This is a genomic window from Aliiroseovarius sp. ABM4_368, from assembly GCF_056161205.1.
On record NZ_JBSWYR010000001.1, the window covers coordinates 1,023,137 to 1,046,763 of the forward strand.

Consider the following 23,627-nt stretch of genomic DNA (forward strand, 5'->3'; position numbering starts at 1 on the left):
TTCAATTTTGGTGCGGGTGGAGGGACTTGAACCCCCACGCCTTGCGGCGCCAGAACCTAAATCTGGTGCGTCTACCAATTTCGCCACACCCGCTAAAACCGAGGACGGCCCGCGTTTTCAGGACGGGGCCGTCCAAATTCGCGCCCTTCTAGCACCAGTGCGCGCGGGATGCGAGAGGAAAAGCGCCCTTATCCGCCGGTAGATTTCGCGATTTTTTGCACTTTTGACGGGGAGGCCCCGCGGAAGGGCAAGAATCAGGCGCTCACGCCTCCAGTTTTCGGAACACGGCGGGCAGTTGTTCGGGCAGATCCTCGGCGATCAGGCCCGCCCCAAACTCCAGCGCGCATTCCGCATGCAGCCACGCGGCAGTTTCTGCCGCCTGCATCGGCGCGAAGCCCCGCGCGAGCAGTCCGGTGATGAAGCCCGCCAGCACGTCGCCCGACCCTGCGGTGGCCAGCCACGGGGCGGAGCGTTCATAGGCAGCGGAGTTGATCGAGCACGCGCCATCCGGTGCAGCGATCACCGTGTCCTGGCCTTTGGACAGGACGACACAGCCTGCCCGCGCTGCGGCGTCTCGAGTCGCGTCCACTTTAGAGTACGCCGGGCCTTTGGTTGCTGGTGCATCCAGCTTCTCGGCAATGTCGGGAAACAGCCGCGCGAACTCGCCCGCATGAGGGGTCAGCACGCAGTTCTCGTGCAGCATGTCGAACAGAACAGAGGGATTGTCCTTGAATGCCGTCAGAGCATCCGCATCCAGCACCGTCGCGCGCTTGGCGGCCAAAGCCACCGGCACCAAGTCCCGCGCGCGTTCCAGGCCCAATCCGGGGCCAAGGCACAGCGCATTGAGACGTTCATCCGCAAGCACAGTCTGCAAGGTCTGCGCATCTCCCACCGGAGACAACATAACCGCATCCAACCGCGCCGCGTTTTCTTGCAACGCGCCGGGCGTGGGGGCGACGGTGACCAGCCCTGCCCCGATGCGCAGCGCCCCACGGGCCGAGAGCCGCGCAGCACCGCCTTTGCCGGATGGGCCGGACAGGATGAGGGCGTGGCCGTGGGAGAATTTGTGTTCATCGGTCAGTTTGCTCAAATACGGGCTAAGCGGCAGCCCCACAGAATGACACAGAACACGTCCCAATCGTTCCTCTCCGGTTTCTGCAACCAATGCCCGGCGAGAAAGCGAGCCGGGATCTCGTGCCGATGACAATCCAATTTCCGCGACTTTGACCTCGCCACAACTTGGTGGACCATCTTCAAGTATGTGCCCTGGTTTTTGAGAATGAAATGTAACAGTTAGATTTGCCAGATTGGCAAAGTCGAGCGGTTGATCATCACCCAACCACTTCCCTGAATCTGAGCACATACCGCTGGGAACATCTATTGCAACTACCCTCGGCAAACCACCGACCACTTCCCACGAAGAAGAGCTGTAGTTCAACGTCATAGATAGGTGCCTAAATCCCAAGAAAGGTCGTGCTAATCCAGTCCCAAACAGAGCGTCTACAATGAGCGCCACTCCGTCCGCCTCGTCCGGCCAAGCATCAAACCTATCATCTAAAAGCGGTTGAACATCCCCCAACTCCATCCACCGCTCATAATTCACCCGCGCATCCGGGGGCAGCTTCTCAGCATCCCCATACAGGAACACCGCAACCTCCCAGCCCCATTTCTTCAACAGCCGCGCGACGACAAACCCGTCGCCGCCATTATTCCCCGGCCCGCACAGCACCACCGCTTTATGAAAGGTCTGGGCCAGCTCGGGCCATTCCTCGAAAATCGCCTCGACCACCCCCCTGCCCGCGCGCTCCATCAGCTCAAGCCCGGTGACCTCGCCCGAGTCGATGGCGGCCGCCTCGATGGCGCGCATTTGGGCAGCTGTCAGCAATTCCGTCATCTCAATCTTCTCACTCTGCTCAATATTCGCGCGCACTGCTCAATTTTTGTGCAACTGCACAGATTTTCACACCGTCCTGTGCGCTACCATCACCCTAGCCAATTGCCCCCCGCCAAGGAAAGTGGTCACTGATCCCCAACACGATGTTTCGAACCGGGGGGCTATTTATGAAAAAGATCGAGGCCATCATCAAGCCGTTCAAGCTGGATGAAGTGAAGGAAGCACTGCAAGACATTGGCGTTCAGGGCCTGTCGGTGATCGAGGTCAAAGGTTTTGGCCGTCAGAAAGGTCACACCGAGCTTTATCGCGGCGCCGAGTATGTGGTCGACTTCCTGCCCAAGGTAAAGATCGAGATCGTGCTGGCCGATGATCAAGTCGACGAAGCCATCGAGGCCATCGTCGACGCGGCCAAAACCGACAAGATCGGCGACGGCAAGATCTTCGTCAGCCCCGTAGAACAAGCCATTCGCATCCGCACCGGTGAATCCGGCGACGATGCTCTGTAAATCACACGAATACACACGAACTAAAGGAACTTGATATGAGCGCTCAAGACGTACTCAAGCAGATCAAGGATGAGGACATTGCCTATGTCGACATCCGTTTCACCGATGTGCGCGGCAAGCTGCAGCACGTAACCGTGGATAGCGACCTTGTCGACGAAGATTTCCTGGAAGAAGGCTTTATGTTTGACGGTTCGTCGATTGCCGGCTGGAAATCGATCGAAAGCTCGGACATGAAGCTGATGCCCGACACGGACAGCGCTTATGTTGACCCCTTCTATGCCGAAAAGACTCTGTGTCTGCACTGCTCGATTGTCGAGCCCGACACAGGCGAGAAATACGGCCGTGACCCGCGCGGCACCGCCGAGAAAGCCGAAGCTTACCTGAAGTCCTCGGGCATCGGTGACGCGGCCTACATGGGTCCGGAAGCTGAATTCTTCCTGTTCGACGACGTTCGTTACTCGAACACCATGAACAAGGTTTCGTTCGAAGTGGACGCCATTGACGCTGCTTGGAACACCGACACCGAATACGAAATGGGCAACACCGGCCACCGTCCGGGCGTCAAAGGCGGTTACTTCCCCGTGAACCCGATCGACGAATCGCAAGACCTGCGTTCGGAAATGCTGACCACGATGAAGAACATCGGCATGAAGACCGACAAGCACCACCACGAGGTTGCTTCCTGCCAGCACGAGCTGGGCCTGATCTTTGACAGCGTCACCAAGCAGGCTGATGAACTTCAGAAGTACAAGTACATCATCCACAACGTGGCACACGCTTACGGCAAAACCGCAACCTTCATGCCCAAGCCGATCGCAGGCGACAACGGCACCGGCATGCACGTGAACATGTCGATCTGGAAAGACGGTAAGCCGCTTTTCGCTGGCGACAAATACGCTGACCTGTCGCAGGAAGCCCTTTGGTTCATCGGCGGCATTCTGAAGCACGCCAAAACGCTGAACGCTTTCACCAACCCGTCGACCAACAGCTACAAGCGTCTGATCCCGGGCTTTGAAGCCCCCGTTCTGCGCGCTTACTCGGCGTCGAACCGTTCGGGTTGCGTGCGTATTCCGTGGACCGAAAGCCCGAAAGCCAAGCGCGTCGAAGCTCGCTTCCCCGATCCGGCAGCGAACCCCTATCTGTGCTTTGCAGCCCTTCTGATGGCCGGCCTTGACGGCATCAAAAACAAGATCGATCCGGGCCCCGCGCAGGACAAGAACCTGTACGACCTGCCGCCGGAAGAGCTGGAAGGCATCCCGACCGTTTGCGCATCGCTTCGCGAAGCTCTGGAAAGCCTGGAAGCCGATCACGACTTCCTGCTGGCTGGTGATGTGTTCACCAAAGACCAGATCGACGGTTACATGGAACTGAAATGGGAAGAGGTCTATGCCTACGAGCACACCCCTCACCCAGTGGAATACCAGCTGTACTACAGCTGCTAATCCCAGCGACAAACACACGAAAAGGGCACCGTTTGCGGTGCCCTTTTTTGTTGCCGCAATCGACTGCCGCAAGTCAAGCATCTGCGGCGCCAACAAAAAAAGGCGCCCCCTCAGGCGCCTTTTTTTCAAACTGTCAGACCCGTTGGGTCTTATGCCGCTTACGAACCGTTGACGGTACGAACAGCGCTGCGTGCCGAGCGATATTGCCGGTGGCCTTCCTGAATGCAGTATGCATCACCCTCGGCCTTGGTCATGCCGGCCGGAACTGCAATCGATTCATCCCACTGGACACGGTCACGTGTGTACAACTGACAGGTCACGACACCTTTCGGTGTTTCGATTTGCACAGGGTTGGTTTCATACCCAATTTTACTGACGCAGCCCGCCATCACGCCAGTGGCTGCAACAGCCATCACCAAAGTAAGTTTTTTCATGATTTCTTCGCTCCACTTTCACTCATGATCTGCCTGTAAGGCACTACTTGTTGTAAGCCACTCATATTGAGGAACTTATTTCATTTCAAGCTCTCGCATTTAATCCATTACGAAAGCGAATTTATTCATTCGTGTTCAGGTAGCGAGCCCCCCAACGCTTCCAACCTTTGCTGTGACACGACATAGGTATGGATGGTGAAAACCACGGCTTGGGTTTGGGGCAGCCGTTTCATCGCCTGACGCTCGACCCGCAGCCATTTTGGCTTTCTGGCGTCAAAGTCGCGTCGGTCCTCTTCTTTACGGGGTTGGAACAGTTCGGGATCATTGTAGAACAGGTAATTCGCCCGCCACATGGGACGGTCCACTTGGATGCCGTCAAACAGGCGTTGCACCCGGCGTGCAATGTCCGGCGTGTACACATCCACCGGATTGTGTATTTTCACCAATGATTTCATAAACTTCTGATCCAAAGACCAACTGGCAGGGAAGCACAGGATCGCGCCCGTCATCACATGTTCATCGCCCTGTTTTTGCAAGATAACGAAGTCCTCTTGCACCAGCGCGCCGAGCGTCAAAAGCGGGTTTTTGCGGTCCAATTTGACAAGCCGCCCATCGGGGCAACGCACCGTATTACCCTGAAGATCAAACCCGTCTTTTTCCGTGATTTCGGCAAGGACCGCGTGCAGTAATTCGTCGGCCGCAGCGCGTGCGTCATCTGACAATCTGTGAACGAATTCCTTCCGTTCCTTCATCAGAAACAATCTGTGTGCCATTTGCGCACTATAAACGTCGTCAATCAGCAACCATTCGCCGGGCGTCACGGGATGTACACCCGGAAGGCGAGCGGTTTTCGGGTCCGCCCAAGGCAGAATCGGAAGATAGTCCTGACAAATCTCGACCATGTGAACCTCGGCAAACTCCCCCCCAGACAGTGAGCAGAGGCAGGCATCCACGCAACCGTTTTCTGCAACGCATGGCTCATCGGATCCTACATTTCATCACCCTTCCGTGAGGTTATCCCAGCACCTCTTGCCCCAAGGGGTCCCCTACTCCACCTTCATCAAACCGACCCACATCGTCGGACGAAGAAACGGGGCGTTCTCCGCCACAGCTGCCTCGTCCTTGCCGATCACGACAGGAGCTGCCATGCCCACTGAAAAGTTCACATTCCCCGGACATGCCGGTCACGATCTGGCAGCGCGTTTGGATCTGCCGGACGGTCCGCATCTGGCAACGGCGCTCTTTGCGCATTGCTTCACGTGCGGCAAGGACATTGCCGCCGCGCGCCGGATCTCAGCCCGGTTGGCGGCGCTTGGCATTGCGGTTCTGCGTTTTGACTTCACCGGGCTGGGTCATTCGGATGGGGATTTCGAAAACACCAGCTTTACCTCGAACGTGCAGGATCTGGAAAGCGCTGCGAAGGCACTGCGCGACCGGGGTCTGCCCCCCACCCTTCTGATCGGCCATTCTCTGGGCGGCGCGGCGGTGATCAAGGCGGCCTCGGACATGCCAGACATTCAGGCAGTCGTCACCATTGGCGCGCCTGCCGACCCATCCCATGTGATTGAAAACTTCGCCCACGCACTGCCCGCCATTAAATCTGACGGCGCGGCCGAGGTCTCGCTGGGTGGACGCCCCTTCCGCATTGGCTCGGATTTTGTCGAGGATGTGCAGCAGACCCAGCTAGACGCAGCGCTAAAGTCGCTAAATGCGGCGCTTCTGGTTTTGCACGCTCCGCGCGACCAAATCGTATCGATCGACAATGCTGCAACGTTGTTCATGGGGGCCAAGCACCCCAAAAGCTTCATCACTTTGGACGAAGCCGACCATCTGATCAGCCGCGCCAGTGATGCCGAATATGTCGCCGATGTGATCGCCACTTGGGCCACCAAATACGTAAACCTTGCCCCACCCGCGCCCCCCATCGGCGCGCCCGAGGGCATTGTTCGCGTGTCCGAGGCCGACCCGCGCGGTTTTCTGCAAGATATCCAATCCGGCCCCAAACACCACACCGTCGCCGACGAACCCCTTGCCTATGGCGGCACCAATAAGGGCATGTCGCCCTATGGATTCCTGTCCGCCGGGCTGGGGGCGTGTACCTCGATGACCATTCGCATGTATGCGCGCCGCAAAGGCTGGCCGCTGGATCATGTCCGGGTCGAGGTCAGCCACGACAAAGTCCACGCCCAAGACGCTGAAACCGGGGCGAAGAACCGGATCGACACGTTCCGGCGCGAAATCCATCTGACCGGCGAATTGGACACGGATCAACGCCAGCGCCTTTTGGAAATCGCCGACCGCTGCCCGGTCCACCGCACCTTGGAAAACTCTAGCGTGATCAAGACCGTATTGGCCCCCAAATAGCGGGGAAAACCGCGTGCTGACGCGCACGCCCCGCTTTTTACCTTGACCCGGGCCACTGGTCCGTCAAAAACGCCTTTATGAGTACGGGCAGACTGACAATTGATCTAGATGCAGTGGTCGCAAACTGGCGGTCACTGGATGCAAAAAGTGGGGCAGAGGTTCAGACCGCTGCCGTGGTGAAGGCCGACGCCTATGGATTGGGCGTGGGGAAAGTAGGCCGCGCTTTGGCCGCTGCCGGCACGCGCCGTTTCTTCGTGGCCGCTGCCGAAGAAGGGGCCGCCCTGCGCGAGGCACTTGGCCCGGGTCCGGAAATCAGCGTCTTTTCCGGCCACATGTCTGGCGACACCGATATGATCCACGATCTGGGTCTTGTGCCGATGCTGAACTCGGTCGAACAAGTGACCCGCCATCTGGAAGCCCTGCCCGGCCACCCGTTTGGCATTCAGCTGGACACAGGCATGAACCGTCTGGGCATGGAGCCCGCCGAATGGGCCGCCCTGCGCGACATCCTTCTGCCGCAGAACCCGCGTCTGATCATGAGCCATCTGGCCTGCGCCGATGCGCCTGATCATCCGATGAACCACCAACAGCTTTCGGCCTTCCACGACATGACGGACGGGGTCGAGGTGCCGCGCAGCCTTGCTGCCACCGGCGGCATCCTTCTGGGGCCGGACTATCATTTCGACCTGACCCGCCCGGGCATTGGCCTTTATGGCGGTCTGCCGTTCGAGGACGCCCAAACCGTTGTCCAACTGGACCTGCCCGTCATCCAGATCCGCGACGTCGCCGAAGGTGAAACCGTGGGCTATTCAAATACATGGGTGGCCGAAACGCCATCCCGTGTGGCCACCGTTGCCGCAGGCTATGCAGATGGTTTGAACCGTCACCTGTCCAATCAAGCCGTGATGTTCCACGAGGACACGCCCTGCCCCATCTTGGGCCGTGTTTCGATGGATCTGATCGGGGTCGACGTGACACATCTGCGCGAGACGCCTAAATTCCTGACCATGCTTTCAGACCAACAAACCGTCGACGATCTGGCCGAGATTGCAGGCACCATTGGCTATGAATTCCTGACCCAACTGGGTCATCGATATCACCGCCGCTATGCTCGGAGGGGCGCATGAACGCCGTGACCACACCGCTGGCCACCATCGGCCGTGTTACGCTAGGTTTTCTGGCGCTTGTCGGGCGCGTGGCGATCTTTTCGGGCCAATCGATTGCCCATATCGTCCGCCCGCCCTTTTACCCGCGCGAGCTTTTGACCGCGATCCTGAACATCGGCTATTTCAGCCTTCCGGTCGTGGGCCTGACCGCCATCTTCACCGGCGCGGCACTTGCCCTTCAGATCTATTCCGGCGGCCAACGTTTCTCGGCCGAAGCTGTGGTGCCCCAAATCGTCGCCATCGGCATGGTGCGCGAACTTGGTCCGGTGCTTGTCGGCCTGATGATTGCCGCCCGTGTGACGTCATCCATCGCCGCCGAAATCGCCACCATGAAAGTGACCGAGCAGATCGACGCCCTTGTCACCCTATCCACCAACCCAATGAAATATCTAACCGCCCCGCGCGTTTTGGCCGCCACCTTGGTCGTGCCTGTGCTGGTCGGCATCGGAGACATCATCGGTATCATGGGCGGCTTTATCGTCGGCACCCAACAACTTGGCTTTGCCACCGGTCCCTATCTGACCAACACGTGGAATTTCCTTGAAACACCCGACATCGTGTCCTCACTGGTCAAGGGCGCTGCCTTTGGATTCATCGCCGCCGTCATGGGCTGCTATCACGGGATGCGCTCGGGCCGTGGTGCGCAGGGCGTGGGCCGCGCCACCAAAACCTCGGTCGAGGCCGCAGCCGTCCTGATCCTTGCCGCCAACTTCCTTCTTACCAGCATCTTCTTCGCCACATGATTGAACTTACAAACGTCCACAAAGCCTTTGGCCCGAAACAAGTTTTGGATGGGGTAAACCTGACCATCAATCGCGGCGAAAGCATGGTTATCATCGGCGGCTCAGGCACAGGGAAGTCGGTGCTGCTGAAATGCATTCTGGGTCTTATGACGCAAGACAGCGGCTCGATCACGCTGGATGGTGAAGACACCGCAAAAGCCGAACGCGACGCCTTTCTGGCCCGTTTTGGCATGCTCTTTCAGGGGGCCGCTTTGTTTGACAGCTTGCCCGTCTGGCAAAACGTAGCCTTCCGCCTCTTGCGCGGATCGCTGGCGAAACCCAAGGAAGAAGCCCGCGAGATCGCGATCGAGAAACTGCGCCGCGTGGGCCTGACCCCCGACGTGGCCGACCTGTTCCCCGCCGAACTCTCGGGCGGCATGCAAAAACGCGTTGGCCTTGCCCGCGCCATCGCCGCCGAGCCCGAGATCATCTTCTTTGACGAACCCACCACTGGCCTGGACCCGATCATGTCTGGCGTCATCAACGACCTGATCCGCGAGATCGTCGTCGAAATGGGCGCCACCGCCATGACCATCACCCACGACATGTCATCCGTCCGCGTGATTTCCGACCACGTGGCGATGTTGCACGCAGGCAAAATCCAGTGGACCGGCCCTGTGGGCGACATGGACAACTCAGGCGATCCTTACGTGACGCAGTTCATTTCAGGCAGTGCCGAGGGGCCGATTGAGGCTGTGAGGTAAATTTTCAACCGGGAAGATTTCCAGACTTCTCCCCGAACTGACCACTTGAGAATTCGACCACAAGGACTTTCATAGGTCTCATGAAACTGCGTTACCTCAACATCGCCCTCCTCATCGCCTTCCCCATCGCATGGTTCGCGCCCCTTATGCATGCGGGCATCAACCTGCCGCTTTTCGGGCTAAAAGAGGTCAGCGTGATCTCGGGCCTTCAGGCATTGTGGGACACCGACGTGGTCCTCGCGCTCATTGTCACCTTCTTCGCCGTCTTCGCGCCGATCATGAAAGTATTGGGACTGGCGCTGATCCAGTTCGGCATGATGCGCCGACGGATGCTGCCGGTCTTCAACATCCTAGGCAAACTTGCCATGGCCGACGTGTTCCTGATCGCGCTTTACATCGTGATCGTGAAAGGCGTTGGGCTGGCCAAAATCCAGACCGGCTGGGGCCTTTACCTGTTCACCGCCTGCGTGTTGGCGTCCATCGCGCTTAGCCTTGCAACTGCGAAACGGGCAAAAGCCTGACGGGTCAGCCGCCTAACCCCTTGCGCACACGCGCCCAACCGGGCAGAAATTCCGAATGGCAAAAGCACAGAAATCCTTCACTTGTTCGGCCTGCGGGGCCAGTTCCTCGAAATGGTCCGGGCGCTGCGAGGCGTGCGGGGAATGGAACACGATTTCGGAAGAGGCACCGCTGAGCGCGGGGCCAGCATCGAAATCTTTGGGCGGCAAGCGGGGCGCATCGATTGCCCTGACCGATCTATCCACCGAAGAAGCCCCGCCCCCACGCACCGAATGCGGCATGGGCGAACTGGACCGCGTGTTGGGCGGAGGTCTGGTCCCCGGCTCGGCCATCCTTGTGGGCGGTGACCCCGGCATCGGGAAATCCACGCTGCTGTTGCAGGCCGCCGCACGATTTGCGCAGGCCGGTCTGCCCACGATCTATGTCTCGGGCGAGGAAGCCTCGGCCCAAGTGCGAATGCGCGCGCAACGGTTGGGGCTGGCGGATGCGCCCGTACGGCTGGCCGCGGAAACCAACCTGCGCGACATCATGACGACGCTGGACAATGAACGCCCTGCGTTAGCGATCATCGACTCGATCCAAACCATGTGGGCCGATAATGTGGACAGCGCACCGGGATCCGTCAGCCAGGTTCGCGCTGCTGCACATGAACTGACCACATTCGCCAAGAAGCGCGGAATTTCCGTTATTCTGGTGGGTCACGTCACCAAAGAAGGCCAGATCGCTGGCCCGCGCGTGGTCGAGCACATGGTCGACACTGTCCTTTATTTCGAAGGCGAGCGTGGCCACCAGTTCCGTATCTTGCGCGCCGTGAAGAACCGTTTCGGCCCGGCAGACGAAATCGGTGTTTTCGAGATGACCGGGGCTGGCCTGTCCGAGGTTGTGAACCCCTCGGCCCTGTTCCTGTCAGATCGCGAAGATCCGGCACCCGGCTCGGTTGTCTTTGCTGGCATCGAAGGCACGCGCCCGGTTTTGGTCGAGCTTCAGGCCCTCGTCGCGCCCTCGCCGCATTCCCAACCCCGCAGGTCCGTTCTGGGATGGGACAGCGGACGTTTGGCAATGATTCTGGCCGTGTTGGAGGCCCGTTGCGGCATCCCATTTGCCGGGCTCGACGTCTATCTAAACGTGGCGGGTGGCATGAAAATCTCGGAACCTGCAGCTGATCTGGCTGTGGCGGCGGCGCTACTTTCTGCGCGCGAGGATGCCTCGATCCCCAAAGATACTGTGGTTTTTGGCGAAATCAGTCTATCAGGGGCATTGCGGCCTGTCGGCCAGACGGAAAACAGGTTGAAAGAAGCGCAAAAACTTGGTTTCACTTCTGCAATCGCGCCAACGCGCAGCAAAACCGGCTCGGGTTCCGGGCTGAGCATTCAGAAGATGTCGGACCTGACGGGGTTCGTCGGAGATATATTCGGGGCCGGATAGGCCCGATAATAGGGACGGTATCGGGCCAAGACCTGAACCGATGTGACGAAGATGGAAGGTTTCACCTTAATCGACGGGATCGTGGCTGCGGTCATTCTGATCTCGGCCATTTTGGCCTATTCGCGCGGCTTCGTGCGCGAAGGCATGTCGATCCTTGGATGGGTCGCTGCAGCCGTTCTGGCCTATATTTTTGCGCCCCGAGCGCTTCCGCTGATCAAAGAAATCCCGGTCCTGAAGGACTTTGTCTCTGACAGTTGTGAGCTGTCGATGATTGCAGCCTTTGCTGGCGTCTTTGCCTTGGCGCTGGTGGTCGTGTCGATCTTCACGCCGCTGTTTTCGTCCGCTGTGCAACGCTCGGCCCTTGGGGGGCTGGATCAGGCGCTTGGCTTCATCTTTGGTGTGCTACGCGGCCTTGTTCTGGTGGCGATTGCACTGGTTGTCTATGACCGCATCGTGACCACCGACACCATCCCGATGGTCGATGACAGCCGCACTGCCAAGATCTTCGCCCGCACGCAGGATCGCATCAACGAACAGATCCCCGAGAACGCCCCCGGCTGGATCGTCGGCAAGTACGAAGAGCTGGTCGGCGAATGTTCCGGCGATTTGCCAACCGTTGAAAACAACGACACCTAATCATCCTACAACGCGCCTTCGGGCGCGTTGTTTCGTTCTGGCCAACAGAAAACGCATCTTGTTTGTGATAGTTTGATGACACGGCGCAGCCTCTCCAGTAAGAGAGGCCCAACGCCACGGAATCGGAGACCGCTGCTCATGTCCGACACCTCGCCCGCCTGCCCTTCCACCATGCCATTCGCGCATCCGTTTGATGACGACAAGCTGAAAGAGGAGTGCGGCGTATTCGGCGTCATCGGCCTGAAAGACGCTGCCAACTTCGTCGCCCTTGGCCTGCATGCCCTGCAACACCGCGGGCAAGAGGCAGGCGGCATTGTCTGCCATGACCCGGTCGAAGGCTTCAACTCGGCCCGTCGCTTTGGCTATGTGCGTGACAACTTCACCAAGGCCAGCGTGATGGAGACCCTGCCGGGTCCGCTTTCCATTGGTCATGTGCGCTATTCCACCGCAGGGTCCAAGGGCGCCGTCATCCGCGACGTGCAGCCCTTCTTTGGTGAATTTTCCATGGGCGGAGCCGCGATTGCACACAATGGCAACATCACCAACGCTGACGCGCTGCGTCGCGAGCTGATCGAGCGCGGTTCGATCTTCCAAAGCTCGTCGGACAGTGAATGCATCATTCACCTGATGGCCCGGTCGCTGCAACGCACCATCCCTGAGCGGATGGAAGACGCGCTGCGCCGGGTTGAGGGCGCGTTCTCGGTCGTGGCAATGACCCGCACGAAACTGATGGGTGTGCGCGACCCGCATGGGGTACGTCCGCTGGTGCTGGGCAAGCTCGGCGAAGGCTGGGTTCTGTCATCCGAGACCTGCGCACTGGACATCATCGGGGCCGAGTTCATCCGCGAGATTGAACCGGGCGAGATGGTTGTCATCACCGAAGAAGGTGTCGACAGCAGCTTCCCCTTCCGTCCGCAGCCGTCAAAGTTCTGCATCTTTGAACACGTCTATTTCTCGCGCCCGGACAGCATTTATGGCGGTCGCTCGGTCTATGAAACCCGTCGTCAGATCGGGGTTGAACTGGCCCGCGAGACTGCGGTCGAAGCGGATCTGGTTTGCCCGATTCCGGACAGCGGCGTGCCTTCGGCGATCGGTTACAGCCAGGAAAGCGGCATTCCCTATGCACTTGGGATCATTCGCAACCAGTATATGGGCCGTACCTTCATCGAACCGACCGAACAGATCCGCAACATGGGTGTGCGCCTGAAACTGAACGTGAACCGCGCCCTGATCAAGGGCAAGCGCGTGGTGCTGGTCGATGACAGCGTGGTGCGCGGCACGACGACGCGCAAGATCAAAGACATGCTGTTGGATGCTGGCGCCAAGGAAGTCCACTTCCGCATCGCATCGCCCCCCACCGCTTGGCCCTGTTTCTATGGCGTCGACACGCCCAACCGCGACAAGTTGCTGGCCGCCCAGATGAATGAAGACGAGATGTGTGCACATCTGAAGGTCGACAGCCTGAAGTTCATCTCGCTCGACGGTCTATACCGCGCGGTTGGCGAAGCAGAAGGCCGCAAGAAAGACTGCCCGCAATATTGCGACGCGTGTTTCTCGGGTGAATATCCGGTGACGCCTGCGGACCAGATCGAAAAAGGGTTCGAGCTGAAGGCGGCGGAGTGAAATGTCTGACCTCGATGTGCTGATCGAAAAGCTGCAAAAGCGCATTCCGCACATTGATGGTCATATGAATGGCCCTCAGCCCGAACCGTCCCCCTCTCTGACAGACGCAGCTCTGGCAGAGTGCGAGGAACAATTGGGCTTCGCACTGCCAACGTTGTTGGTCCGTATCTACAAAGAAATTGGCAATGGCGGTTTCGGGCCGGGATATGGACTGATTGGCATTGGACCAAATGGGTTTCCCGACGACCTAGATGCTACGGTAGACTCTCGATATCTGGACGACACGCGTGTCATCCCCGGCACGCGATCATTCGGATGGCCCAAAAAGCTTCTGCCCATATGCCACCATGGGTGTGCGATGTATTCGTGCGTTCAGGCCGACACCGATCAAATGATCTATTGGGAGCCGAACTACTGGCAAGATGGAAAACCAGCCCGTTCAGCCCTTTTCCCCATGGATATGACGCTTTTTCAGTGGTTTGATCGATGGGCAGACGGGCATGAACCCTTCGAATTTCCGTTTGAACCCGGCACTGGGACGCCAAAAATTTCATCATTGTATGAGCTGGATCCTCCTGCGATACGAAAACGTGGCTATCCACGTGCGCAGTTGAACTTCTTTGACACACTAGAATAGCCTCAACAAAGTCTCGACATTCTTGCCGTTCAGGACTAAGCCGCCAACATGACCGACACACAGAAAATCGCCCTCGTAACCGGTGCTTCGCGTGGCCTTGGGGCTGCCCTTGCGCTGGAGCTGTCAAAAACCCATCACGTTGTGGCCGTGGGCCGCACCACGGGGGCATTGGAAGAGCTTGATGACAAGATCAAGGCTGCTGGTGGCTCGGCCACGCTGGCCCCGATGGATGTGACCAACAAGGACGCAATGGCGCATCTGTGTCGCTCGATCCATGATCGTTGGGGGCCGATTGATGTCTGGGCGCACACCGCCATTTACGGCCCTGCCCTGATGCCGACACCTGATCTGGACGACAAGGGCTGGACACAGGCGTGGAATACGAATGTCGAGGCGACGCGCAACCTAATCTTTATGGTCAATGCGCTGATGACGGATGACAGCACTGCGCTGTTCTTTGCAGACGACCACGCGGGCGAAAAGTTTTTTGCGGGCTATGGTGCGACCAAAGCCGCCCAAGTCGCCATGGTGCGCAGCTGGGCAGCGGAAAACGCCAATATCGGCCCTCGTGTGGTTGTCGCAGAACCTGCACCGCTGGCGACGTCAATGCGCGGGCGGTTCTTCCCCGGCGAAGACCGCAGCGGCTTGGCCCCCGTTGAAGACGAGGCAAAGCGCATCCTGTCCGAGGCGAACCTTGCCTAAAACTCTGGCCTGATCGCAACGGTCTTCACTTCGTGATCCCATGATTGCCCGCCACGCTTGCTGCGCGGGCGCGCCTGTCCTATTGAAGGGCAAAGGCCCATAAAAAGGGGCACGGCCAGAAGGCGGCGGAAAGGGCGAACCATGCGTATCCTCATCACCAATGACGACGGGATCAATGCTCCGGGCCTGAAAGTGGCCGAGGCTATCGCCCAGCAGGTCGCACAAGAATTGGCAGGCGAGAAAGCCGAGATCTGGACCGTCGCCCCTGCGTTCGAGCAATCCGGCGTGGGCCACTGTATTTCCTACACCCGCCCCTTCATGGTCGCCCAACATGGCGAGCGCCGCTTCGCCGCCGAAGGCAGCCCTGCAGATTGCGTTCTGGCCGCACTGAACCACGTGATGCCGGATCGGCCCGATTTTGTGATCTCGGGCGTGAACCGGGGCAATAATTCGGGCGAAAACACGCTGTATTCAGGCACCGTTGGTGCGGCGATGGAGGCCGCCCTTCAGGGTATTCCCGCGATCGCCCTGTCGCAATTTATGGGCAAAGGCACCATGGGCCTTGGCAGCGTGTTCGAGGCTGCAAGCACACATGGCGCAGGCGTGTTGCGCCGCCTTCTGTTGGATGCACCTTGGCAGTCTGACATGGATTACCCTTTGTTTTACAACGTAAACTTCCCGCCTGTCGGAGCAGATAAGGTTCTGGGGGTACGTGCCTCGACCCAAGGAAAGCGGCAGGATTACGTCTTTTCAACCACGACGCAGGAAAGCCCCTCGGGGCGCGAGTTTCTGTGGATCAAGGGCGGATCGCAATTGGCCCCGTCGCCCGAAGGGTCCGACGTGGCGCATAATCTGGACGGCTATATCTCGGTCACGCCGATGCGGGCTGATCTGACGGCGCATGACCAGATGGCCGCAATCGGGGCGCTGTTCGCATGAACCAAACCGGGCCTGATACCGAGACGATCTGGGACGCAGAGCAGAAGATGCAATTTCTGTTCGCCCTACGATCAAAGGGCGTCACAAACCCGCGCGTCCTGTCAGCGATGGAGGAAATCGACCGTGGCCCCTTCGTGCGCGGCGTCTTCGCCCGACGCGCCTATGAAGATATGCCCCTGCCGATTGCCTGCGGGCAGACAATCTCGCAGCCTTCAGTCGTTGGGTTGATGACGCAAGCGGCCAATATCTCGCCCCGCGATAAGGTGCTCGAACTGGGCACGGGGTCTGGCTATCAGGCGGCGATCCTGTCCAAGCTCGCCCGCCGCGTCTACACCGTCGACCGCCACCGCCGCCTTGTGACTGAGGCGCGCGAGCTGTTCGAGGCAATGGACCTGCACAACATCACCGCAATCACAGGCGACGGATCACGCGGCCTGCCCGATCAGGCCCCGTTTGATCGCATCATCGTGACGGCGGCTGCCGAAGACCCGCCCAGTCCGCTCTTGGCGCAGCTGGCCGTTGGCGGTATCATGATCGTACCCGTAGGGCAGTCCGATACTGTTCAAAGCTTGATCAAGGTCACAAGAACCGAGACGGGATTTGAATATGACGAGCTTCTGCCGGTGCGGTTCGTACCCCTTTTGGAAGGGCTGGGGCGCGAATAGCGATTTTCCCCGCGACGGCGGGTTCCGGTTGGGATATGCCAGCCACATCACAATAAGGCCCACAAAAAGGGTCACATGCAGAGCCTGACAAACAGGCCCATGGATTGAGGAAGAGACGAGCAATGCCACTCCACAGCACAATTGCGTGCCCGAAACCCCGTGTCGATCAGAGCCGCGGGGCGAAAACACGTGCCACACTTCTTTTTGGTTCGCTTTTGGTCTTGTCGGCCTGTAGCGATGGGTTTGACCTGGATTTCCGGGGTTTGGCTGGGGGGGAGCTTTCCACATCCACCGCCGCGCAATCCATCACCACCGCCCAGCGTCCCAAGCCCGACGCGCGCGGCGTGATTTCCTATCCCAGCTATCAGGTAGCCCTGGCAAAACGCGGTGACACTGTTGCCGACGTCGCCGGACGCATCGGGATGAACCCGGCCGAGCTGGGCCGTTATAATGGTCTGGCGCTGGACGCCCCGTTGCGCGATGGCGAACTTCTGGCCCTGCCCCGCCGCGTTGCGGAACCTGCGGGTGGCGTGATCAAGCCCCAAGGCGAAATTGATATCACCACCCTTGCCGGCGACGCAATTGACCGCGCGGGGAACACCGCGACCACTGCGACTGCGCCCACGACCTCGGGCGAACAGCCTGTTCGTCACCGCGTAAACCGGGGCGAGACCGCATATTCCATCGCCCGCAGCTATGGCGTTTCGGTGCGATCCTTGGCCGATTGGAACGGTTTGGGCGCGGATCTGACCGTGCGCGAGGGCCAGCACCTGTTGATCCCCGTGAAGGTGGATACCCCGGTGAAAGAAACACGCGTGACACAACCCGGTCAGGGATCATCTACGCCGACGCCGCCCTCTGCAGCAGCCGCGCTGCCCAAAGACGAGGTTCAGCAGCCTGCACCCAAGGCCCCGGACGCGCCGAAACTGTCCGAGACCCGCACCCAAGCCAGCGCGTCGCGGATGTCTCTGCCCGTTGCGGGCAAAGTGACCAGCGTGTTTGACGCCGAGAAAGCCGGTTACATTCTGGTTTCCGCCAATCCGGGCGACCCGGTGAAAGCAGCGGCCAGCGGCACAGTTCGGTTGGTGTCGAAAGATGTCGAAGGGGAAGAGATCGTGGTAATCGACCACGGCAATGGCACCCAGACGGCATACAGCTTTGTGTCAGGAATCAGCGTGAAGAAGGGTCAAAAGGTCAAGCGCGGTCAGCAGATCGCGGTTGCAACCAAGAACCGCTATAACGCGATTCAGTTCCTAGTGTTCAAGGGCACGGAACCTGTGGACCCGATGCCGTATCTGAACTGACGGGATTAGGGGCTTTGCCCCTCGCCCCTTCGGCTTGGGCTCCGCCCGTTCTCAGGCGAAACTGTCCCCCGGACAGTTTCCGGAAAGCCTTCGAACCCCAAGGTATTTAAGACAAGAAAATGAGGGCCGCCAATTTCGGGCGGCCTTTTTATGCGCGCGCGGTTACAGCGTGATGCGGAAAAGCGCAAAACCGGTGTCGCTGGTGCCAGCCTCTTCGATCGACACGCCTTCCACAGTGCCTGCATGGGCCGCGGCGGCTGGGCCAGTTTCGAACAGAACCGTTGTGCCCTCTAGCGGAGCAAAGCGCCAATTGGCGTCGGCCTTGGGGCTTACGGTGCCTTGCTCCACGATATAACGCACGATCACGTCGCGGTTGGTATCGGGCCCTTCGAACACGGTGGTCGAGCCATCGGCACCCGGGAAACTGCCGCCCCCACCCGCGCGGTAGTTGTTGGTCGCGACGATGAATTCCTGTTCTTCATCAATAGGCTGCCCGTTGAAGCTGAGGTTTTTAATGCGGTGTGCGTCGGGGGCCGCGACCTCGCCTGCTTTGTTATAGCGCGACGGCTGGCTTAGATCGATTTCATAGGTCACACCATCGATCACGTCGAAATTATAAGACGGGAATTCAGGGTTCAACAGGACGGCATCGGTGCTGCCTGCCTCGATCTGGTTGAACATGCCTGCAGAGCGTTCCAGCCATTCGCGCACGGTCGCCCCATTGATGCGCACGGCCCGGACGGTGTTAGGATAAAGATACAGGTCTGCGACATTCTTGATCGCCACATCACCCACGGCCACATCTGTATAGTAATCCGGCCCGCCCCGGCCACCCGCCTTGAAGGGCGCAGCGGCAGAGAGGATCGGCAGCCCCTCGTGCTCGGTCCCTTGCATCATTTGCTGGATGTACCAAGTCTGGGCGTTGGACACGATCTGAACGGAGGGATCATCCGCCACCAGCGCGAAATAGCTGTGCAGCGGCGCGTCTGTCTTGCCCACGGCGCGGCGCACATAGGCCAGCGTTTCGTCATGTTCGGCCTGAACAGATGCCAAAACGGGCGCTACATCCTCGACCAACGGGGTGATCGAGCGGTCTTCGTTGCGCTTGTAGATCGGGCGTGCCTCGGAGGTGTGAGACACCACGCGCCACGCGCCACCATCATGTTCGATCAGAAGGTCGATCAGCCCCATATGCGAGCCCCAGAAGCCCCCCATCACGGCGGGGGTGCTCATGATCGTGCCGCGTTCGACGTCCACGCCGGGGGTCTCGGCATAGGTTGAAGATGGGAAGACCAGATGCGAATGCCCGGTCAGGATCGCGTCGATGCCATCAATGGCCGCCAGCGGGATCGAAGCGTTTTCCATCCCATCCGAATGATCCGCCGCGCCAATGCCCGAATGGGACAATGCGATGATCAGATCCGCGCCTTCCTCGCGCATTTGCGGGATATAGGCGTTGGCGGCCTCGATAATGTCGCGCGCCTGTACGTTGCCTTCCAGATGGCGGCGGTCCCAGTTCATGACCTGAGGCGGCACAAAGCCGATAAAGCCCAGCTTGATGGGTTGCGTGGTGCCAGCGCCATTGGTGATGGTGCGTTCGACAATTACGTAGGGCGGCAGCAAGGTCTCATCCTCGCGCGGGGATGCGCCCAGCTTCTTGGCGACATTGGCACAGACCACGGGGAAGTTCGATCCGGCCAAAGATTTCATCAGGAAATCAAGCCCATAGTTGAACTCGTGATTGCCCAGAGTAGAGGCGTCATAGCCCAGCGTATTCATCGCGGTGATGATGGGATGGGTGTCGCCTTCCTTCATGCCACGCTCATAGGCGATGTAATCGCCCATCGGGTTGCCCTGCAAAAAGTCGCCATTGTCCAGAAGCAAAGAGTTCGTCGCCTCGGCCCGGACATCATTGATCAGGGCCGCCGTACGCGCCAGACCCACGCGGTCTGTTTCCTTGTCCGAATAATAATCATAGGGGAAGACATGCACGTGCAGATCGGTTGTTTCCATAATGCGCAGATGTGCTTGGTTTGTGGCTGCTTGAACAGAGTACGGATGAAGCGCAATGAAGCCAGCCGAACCGGCAAGAAAACCGCGGCGAGTCAGTGTAAGGGGCATGGGAACCTCGGTCCTGTTGTTTGTTTTGGAACGATATACAGACAGCATGACAGAGAAATGACTTGATCCGAAGGATTCTTTCGCCAGAAAAGCGAAACTCCGCCCGCTGGACGACGGACGGAGTTTTGAAATTTTAGCAGGATCAGCGCGTTGACTATTCGTCCGCACGCCCCTTACCAAGGTGCTTACGCAATCGCGAAGGCGTTGATTTTTTGCGGTTTTTATAGGGGTTCTTGTCCCCCTGCCCGCGCATAGTCAGACGGATCGGCGTCCCCGGCATGTCGAAATCTTCACGAAGTCCGTTGATCAAATACCGCGAATAGCTGTCGGGCAATTTGTCGGGGTGTGAACACATGACAATGAACCCCGGCGGGCGCGTTTTGGCCTGTGTCATATAGCGCAGTTTGATACGACGGCCACCCGGTGCGGGTGGCGGGTGCGCCGAGACCATCTCGGCCAGCCAACCGTTCAGATGTGCAGTCTTCACGCGGCGGTTCCACACATCATAGGCGCGCATGACGGCCTCGTGCAGACGATCCATCCCCCGGCCGGTCTTGGCAGAAATCGTGATCAGTGGTGCGCCACGCAACTGCGGCAGCAGACGGTTGAAGGCTTCCACCAGACCTTTCAACTTGGCCTGTTTCTCGGGCTCGACGTCCCATTTGTTCACGGCGATCACCACGGCGCGACCTTCACGTTCAGCCAAATCGGCGATGCGCAGATCTTGCTGTTCGAAGGGGATGGCGGCGTCCAGAAGGACGACCACAACTTCGGCGAATTTTACCGCGCGCAGCCCGTCGGATACGGACAACTTTTCAAGCTTTTCTTGCACTTTCGCACGTTTGCGCATCCCGGCTGTGTCAAAGATCCGCGTGGGCGTGCCGTTCCAGTCGAATTTCAGCGAAATCGAGTCCCGCGTGATCCCGGCTTCGGGGCCCGTCAGCAAACGCTCTTCCCCAATCAACTTGTTGATCAGAGTGGATTTTCCGGCGTTCGGGCGGCCAATCACAGCGACCTGAAGCGGCTTTTCGCGTGTGGGAAGAACCGGGGCATCTTCGTCGCTGTCCGCGTCGATCTCGACCTCGGTTTCAGGCGCGGTTTCAGCAGCGCGGGCTTCAAATTCCTTGGCGATGGGTTCCAGCGCCATCAAAAGCTCGCCCATACCTTCGCCATGTTCAGCGGACAGGCGGACAGGCTCGCCCAGCCCCAAAGAATAGGCTTCAATCACGCCAGCGTCGGCGGCTTTGCCTTCGGCCTTATTGGCAGCCAGAATGACATGGGCGTTCTTACGGCGCAGGATATCGGCAAAGACCTCGTCTGCGGGCAGGATTCCGGCGCGGCCGTCCACAAGGAACAGGCAAGCGTCGGCCATTTCCACAGCGCGTTCAGTCAAGCGTCGCATCCGGCCTTGAAGGCTTTCATCCGTCGCTTCCTCAAGCCCCGCCGTGTCGATCACGGTAAAGCGCAGATCGCCCAGCCGTGCCTCGCCTTCGCGCAGGTCACGGGTCACGCCTGGCTGGTCATCCACCAGCGCAAGGCGCTTTCCAACCAGTCGGTTGAACAGGGTCGATTTGCCCACATTCGGGCGTCCCACGATGGCGAGGGTGAAGCTCATTTTGCTAACCGTGTTTTGTCATGCGTCACATCAAGCGCCCCGCATACACGGTTTTTACATCAGCGCAAAGCCAGAAGTTTGCCGTCGCGGGCCACTACATAAACGACGCCGTTCACAACAACGGGCCGCGTGGCCGCGCCACCTGGCACAGCGGTTTGTGCAATCAGGCTGCCATCCACCGGGTTAAAGCCGCGCATGATCCCGTCCGAGGACGCGACCCACAGCTTTCCACCGGCCAGAACCGGACCAAGATTGGCGTGGATGCGCTTGATCTTGCGGGCTTTTCGCTTGGTGAAATACGGCAAGCGCGTGCCCCAGACCCGCTCGCCGGTCTCGGCGTCAAGGCGCACAATCTCGTTTTCATCCGACACAAGGAAGACCGAGCCACCGGTGACCCAAACAGGGCTGGTGGCGCCTTCGGTGGCCGTCCACAGGCGTTCGCCCGAAAGGTTCAGCGCCACGGTGCGCCCCGCCGAGTTGCCAGTATAAATCACGCCGTTCTTCACAACTGGTTCGCCTGTGACGTCCGAGATCTGCGTATAGGCACGGCCGACGCGTTCGCCGGCGATCAGACTGGACCATGTGCGCGTTCCGCCTTTGCGCAGGGCGGCCACAACCTCGCCCGAGGCGAAGGGCAGAAGAACCACGCGGTCGGTCACAGCAGGCGAGGATACACCCACCACGCCGTCTTGGCTGGGGGTGCCGGTCAGACGCCATTTCACCTTGCCGGTCGCAGAGTCCATCGCCCAAGCGGTGTTGTCGCGACTGATAACATAGACCAAACCGCCCACGGCGGCGGGGGCACCCGATCCGGGCGCGTCCATACGTTGCTGCCATTTCAGTTTGCCGGTTGCCGCGTCCAAGGCGGACACAAGCCCAAAGCCTGAAGACACGAACAGCGTTCCATTCGCAAAGGCCAGACCTCCGCCAGATGCATCATCCGAGTTGTCCGAAGGGGGTGTCAGGTCGCGCGTCCAAACCGCAGCGCCCGAGGTCGACGTCGCCACCACTTGCGCGCGGCTGTCCAGCGTATAGATACGGCCGTTCGCCACCACGGGTTCAGCGGTAATGCGGTGCTTACGGTCATTTCCCTGCCCGATCGGAGCGCTCCAGATCAGTTGCGGGGTCGATGACAGGGCGGCGTGTTGCACTTGGTGGGTGGGTGAACCGCCCAGATGGGTCCAGTTTGCGTGATTCACAACGCCCGGCAGGCTGATTGGGCGGGGGCCATCTTCGCCCTCGACCTCGTCGCGCGCGGCGATGGCTTCAGCGGCGGCTTCTTCGCCCAATGTCTGCGGGTTAGGGCTGCGCAGCCCTTCGCGTTCCCCCGGCAAGATGTATTCCGGGGTCGAGCAGGCTGTCAAAAGGCTTACCGATGTCAAAAGCGCGGCGCTGAGTTTGAATTTCACGACAATCCCCCCAAAGGATCACTTATAAATTTCGTCAAAGGCTTAAGACAAAAACCTGACCGTCAGGATGCCTCGGGTGTGCCCCCTAGCGCCACAATCAACTGAGTTGCGCGGCGACGCAAGGCCCCCGATGCCTCGTCATCCTGCAAAAGCGCCTGAAGACGGGTCATTGCTGCCTCTTCTTCACCGGCGCGCAGTTCGGCCAACGCCAGGGCTTCCTCGCCCAGCACGCGATAAGGCGCGCCTGCGACAACCACTGGGGCCAAGGTGGCGCGAGTCTCGTCCAGCGATACGCTGTCATCTTGCATCTGTGCAATGCGCAGCATCGCCAGATGGCGGAAATGGTCGGGAAGCGAAGTATCGCCCGACACTGCCGCCAGAGCATCAGCGGACACCTCGTCCCCGTTGCTTGCCAGCAGCAGGTTCAGAACGGCGTTCTGTTCGCCTTCACCCGCAACCGCTTGAAGGGCTGAAGCGCGTTCGCCTGCATCCTCGATGCCTTCAGCGGCAAGGATCGCATCGCCAAACGCCTGTGCAGCCGTGCGTTCGCCCGCCTTGCGCCATTCATTATAGGCCGCACCACCCACCACGGCGACAATCGCCACAACAGCAATCCAGCCATACCGGCGCATCATGCTGTAAAGTTTGTCGCGGCGAACCTCTTCGCTCACCTCGTCAATGAAACTATCTGTGTCGCTCACGGGCTGTGCCTCCGATTTCAGTCGCTTTCTTTTGCCCCA

The 23,627-nt window shown here is 59.4% G+C and carries 22 protein-coding genes and 1 tRNA gene; 15 read left to right on the forward strand and 8 right to left on the reverse strand.

The window, feature by feature from the left end:
• Positions 1-8 precede the first annotated feature (8 nt).
• Positions 9-93: transfer RNA gene (locus tag ACXAH3_RS05070), tRNA-Leu, on the reverse strand.
• A gap of 169 nt (positions 94-262) precedes the next feature.
• The gene (locus ACXAH3_RS05075) at positions 263-1,894 is read right to left on the reverse strand and encodes an NAD(P)H-hydrate dehydratase (RefSeq protein WP_474860969.1); all 1,632 of its coding nucleotides are present in this window, start codon (positions 1,892-1,894) and stop codon (positions 263-265) included.
• 167 nt (positions 1,895-2,061) lie between these two features.
• Here ACXAH3_RS05075 and ACXAH3_RS05080 point away from each other — a divergent pair, with 167 nt between their 5' ends.
• Entirely contained in the window at positions 2,062-2,400 is a 339-nt protein-coding gene (locus ACXAH3_RS05080) for a P-II family nitrogen regulator (RefSeq protein ID WP_474860970.1), read from the forward strand.
• A gap of 35 nt (positions 2,401-2,435) precedes the next feature.
• The gene (glnA, locus tag ACXAH3_RS05085; protein ID WP_474860971.1) at positions 2,436-3,842 is read left to right on the forward strand and encodes a type I glutamate--ammonia ligase; all 1,407 of its coding nucleotides are present in this window, start codon (positions 2,436-2,438) and stop codon (positions 3,840-3,842) included.
• Positions 3,843-4,000: 158 nt separating this feature from the next.
• Here the strand turns inward: glnA and ACXAH3_RS05090 are convergent, their stop codons facing one another.
• A complete protein-coding gene (locus tag ACXAH3_RS05090) occupies positions 4,001-4,276 on the reverse strand; it encodes a hypothetical protein (protein WP_474860972.1) in 276 nt (91 codons plus the stop codon).
• Between the two features lie 125 nt (positions 4,277-4,401).
• Positions 4,402-5,178, reverse strand: a complete 777-nt coding sequence (locus tag ACXAH3_RS05095) for a heme-dependent oxidative N-demethylase family protein (protein WP_474860973.1) — start codon at positions 5,176-5,178, stop codon at positions 4,402-4,404.
• 244 nt (positions 5,179-5,422) lie between these two features.
• Between ACXAH3_RS05095 and ACXAH3_RS05100 the strand changes: the two genes are divergently transcribed.
• The 13 genes from ACXAH3_RS05100 (at position 5,423) to ACXAH3_RS05160 (ending at position 17,742) form a co-directional block, all read left to right on the forward strand.
• A complete protein-coding gene (locus ACXAH3_RS05100; protein ID WP_474860974.1) occupies positions 5,423-6,640 on the forward strand; it encodes a bifunctional alpha/beta hydrolase/OsmC family protein in 1,218 nt (405 codons plus the stop codon).
• Positions 6,641-6,717: 77 nt separating this feature from the next.
• Positions 6,718-7,767, forward strand: coding sequence for an alanine racemase (gene alr, locus ACXAH3_RS05105; protein WP_474860975.1), 1,050 nt, complete (start codon positions 6,718-6,720; stop codon positions 7,765-7,767).
• On the forward strand, positions 7,764-8,549 hold the full coding sequence (locus ACXAH3_RS05110; protein WP_474860976.1) for an MlaE family ABC transporter permease: 786 nt from the start codon (positions 7,764-7,766) through the stop codon (positions 8,547-8,549). Before alr ends, ACXAH3_RS05110 begins: the two co-directional genes overlap by 4 nt.
• On the forward strand, positions 8,546-9,292 hold the full coding sequence (locus ACXAH3_RS05115; RefSeq protein ID WP_474860977.1) for an ABC transporter ATP-binding protein: 747 nt from the start codon (positions 8,546-8,548) through the stop codon (positions 9,290-9,292). The genes ACXAH3_RS05110 and ACXAH3_RS05115 overlap by 4 nt, the downstream gene beginning before the upstream one ends.
• 80 nt (positions 9,293-9,372) lie before the next feature.
• Positions 9,373-9,813: a paraquat-inducible protein A gene (locus ACXAH3_RS05120; RefSeq protein WP_474860978.1), complete on the forward strand. Its 441-nt coding sequence runs from the start codon at positions 9,373-9,375 to the stop codon at positions 9,811-9,813.
• Positions 9,814-9,868: 55 nt separating this feature from the next.
• Positions 9,869-11,236, forward strand: coding sequence for a DNA repair protein RadA (gene radA, locus ACXAH3_RS05125; protein ID WP_474860979.1), 1,368 nt, complete (start codon positions 9,869-9,871; stop codon positions 11,234-11,236).
• A gap of 51 nt (positions 11,237-11,287) precedes the next feature.
• Complete coding sequence (locus ACXAH3_RS05130) at positions 11,288-11,872, forward strand: CvpA family protein (protein ID WP_474860980.1); 585 nt, start codon at positions 11,288-11,290, stop codon at positions 11,870-11,872.
• 171 nt (positions 11,873-12,043) lie between these two features.
• Entirely contained in the window at positions 12,044-13,495 is a 1,452-nt protein-coding gene (gene purF, locus ACXAH3_RS05135) for an amidophosphoribosyltransferase (RefSeq protein WP_474861156.1), read from the forward strand.
• A gap of 1 nt (position 13,496) precedes the next feature.
• Positions 13,497-14,132, forward strand: coding sequence for an SMI1/KNR4 family protein (locus ACXAH3_RS05140; RefSeq protein WP_474860981.1), 636 nt, complete (start codon positions 13,497-13,499; stop codon positions 14,130-14,132).
• Between the two features lie 48 nt (positions 14,133-14,180).
• On the forward strand, positions 14,181-14,834 hold the full coding sequence (locus ACXAH3_RS05145) for an SDR family NAD(P)-dependent oxidoreductase (protein ID WP_474860982.1): 654 nt from the start codon (positions 14,181-14,183) through the stop codon (positions 14,832-14,834).
• A 141-nt stretch (positions 14,835-14,975) separates the two neighbouring features.
• Entirely contained in the window at positions 14,976-15,773 is a 798-nt protein-coding gene (surE, locus tag ACXAH3_RS05150; protein WP_474860983.1) for a 5'/3'-nucleotidase SurE, read from the forward strand.
• Positions 15,770-16,438 (forward strand): protein-L-isoaspartate(D-aspartate) O-methyltransferase, encoded by a 669-nt coding sequence (locus tag ACXAH3_RS05155; RefSeq protein ID WP_474860984.1) that lies wholly within the window; start codon positions 15,770-15,772, stop codon positions 16,436-16,438. Before surE ends, ACXAH3_RS05155 begins: the two co-directional genes overlap by 4 nt.
• 122 nt (positions 16,439-16,560) lie before the next feature.
• Complete coding sequence (locus ACXAH3_RS05160) at positions 16,561-17,742, forward strand: peptidoglycan DD-metalloendopeptidase family protein (protein WP_474860985.1); 1,182 nt, start codon at positions 16,561-16,563, stop codon at positions 17,740-17,742.
• Positions 17,743-17,904: 162 nt separating this feature from the next.
• Here ACXAH3_RS05160 and ACXAH3_RS05165 read toward each other — a convergent pair whose 3' ends face one another.
• The 4 genes from ACXAH3_RS05165 to ACXAH3_RS05180 form a co-directional block, all read right to left on the reverse strand.
• On the reverse strand, positions 17,905-19,863 hold the full coding sequence (locus ACXAH3_RS05165; RefSeq protein WP_474860986.1) for a bifunctional 2',3'-cyclic-nucleotide 2'-phosphodiesterase/3'-nucleotidase: 1,959 nt from the start codon (positions 19,861-19,863) through the stop codon (positions 17,905-17,907).
• A 154-nt stretch (positions 19,864-20,017) separates the two neighbouring features.
• The gene (gene der, locus ACXAH3_RS05170) at positions 20,018-21,478 is read right to left on the reverse strand and encodes a ribosome biogenesis GTPase Der (protein WP_474860987.1); all 1,461 of its coding nucleotides are present in this window, start codon (positions 21,476-21,478) and stop codon (positions 20,018-20,020) included.
• 59 nt (positions 21,479-21,537) lie between these two features.
• Complete coding sequence (locus ACXAH3_RS05175; protein ID WP_474860988.1) at positions 21,538-22,887, reverse strand: PQQ-like beta-propeller repeat protein; 1,350 nt, start codon at positions 22,885-22,887, stop codon at positions 21,538-21,540.
• Between the two features lie 62 nt (positions 22,888-22,949).
• Entirely contained in the window at positions 22,950-23,588 is a 639-nt protein-coding gene (locus tag ACXAH3_RS05180; protein WP_474860989.1) for a tetratricopeptide repeat protein, read from the reverse strand.
• Positions 23,589-23,627: the final 39 nt, after the last annotated feature.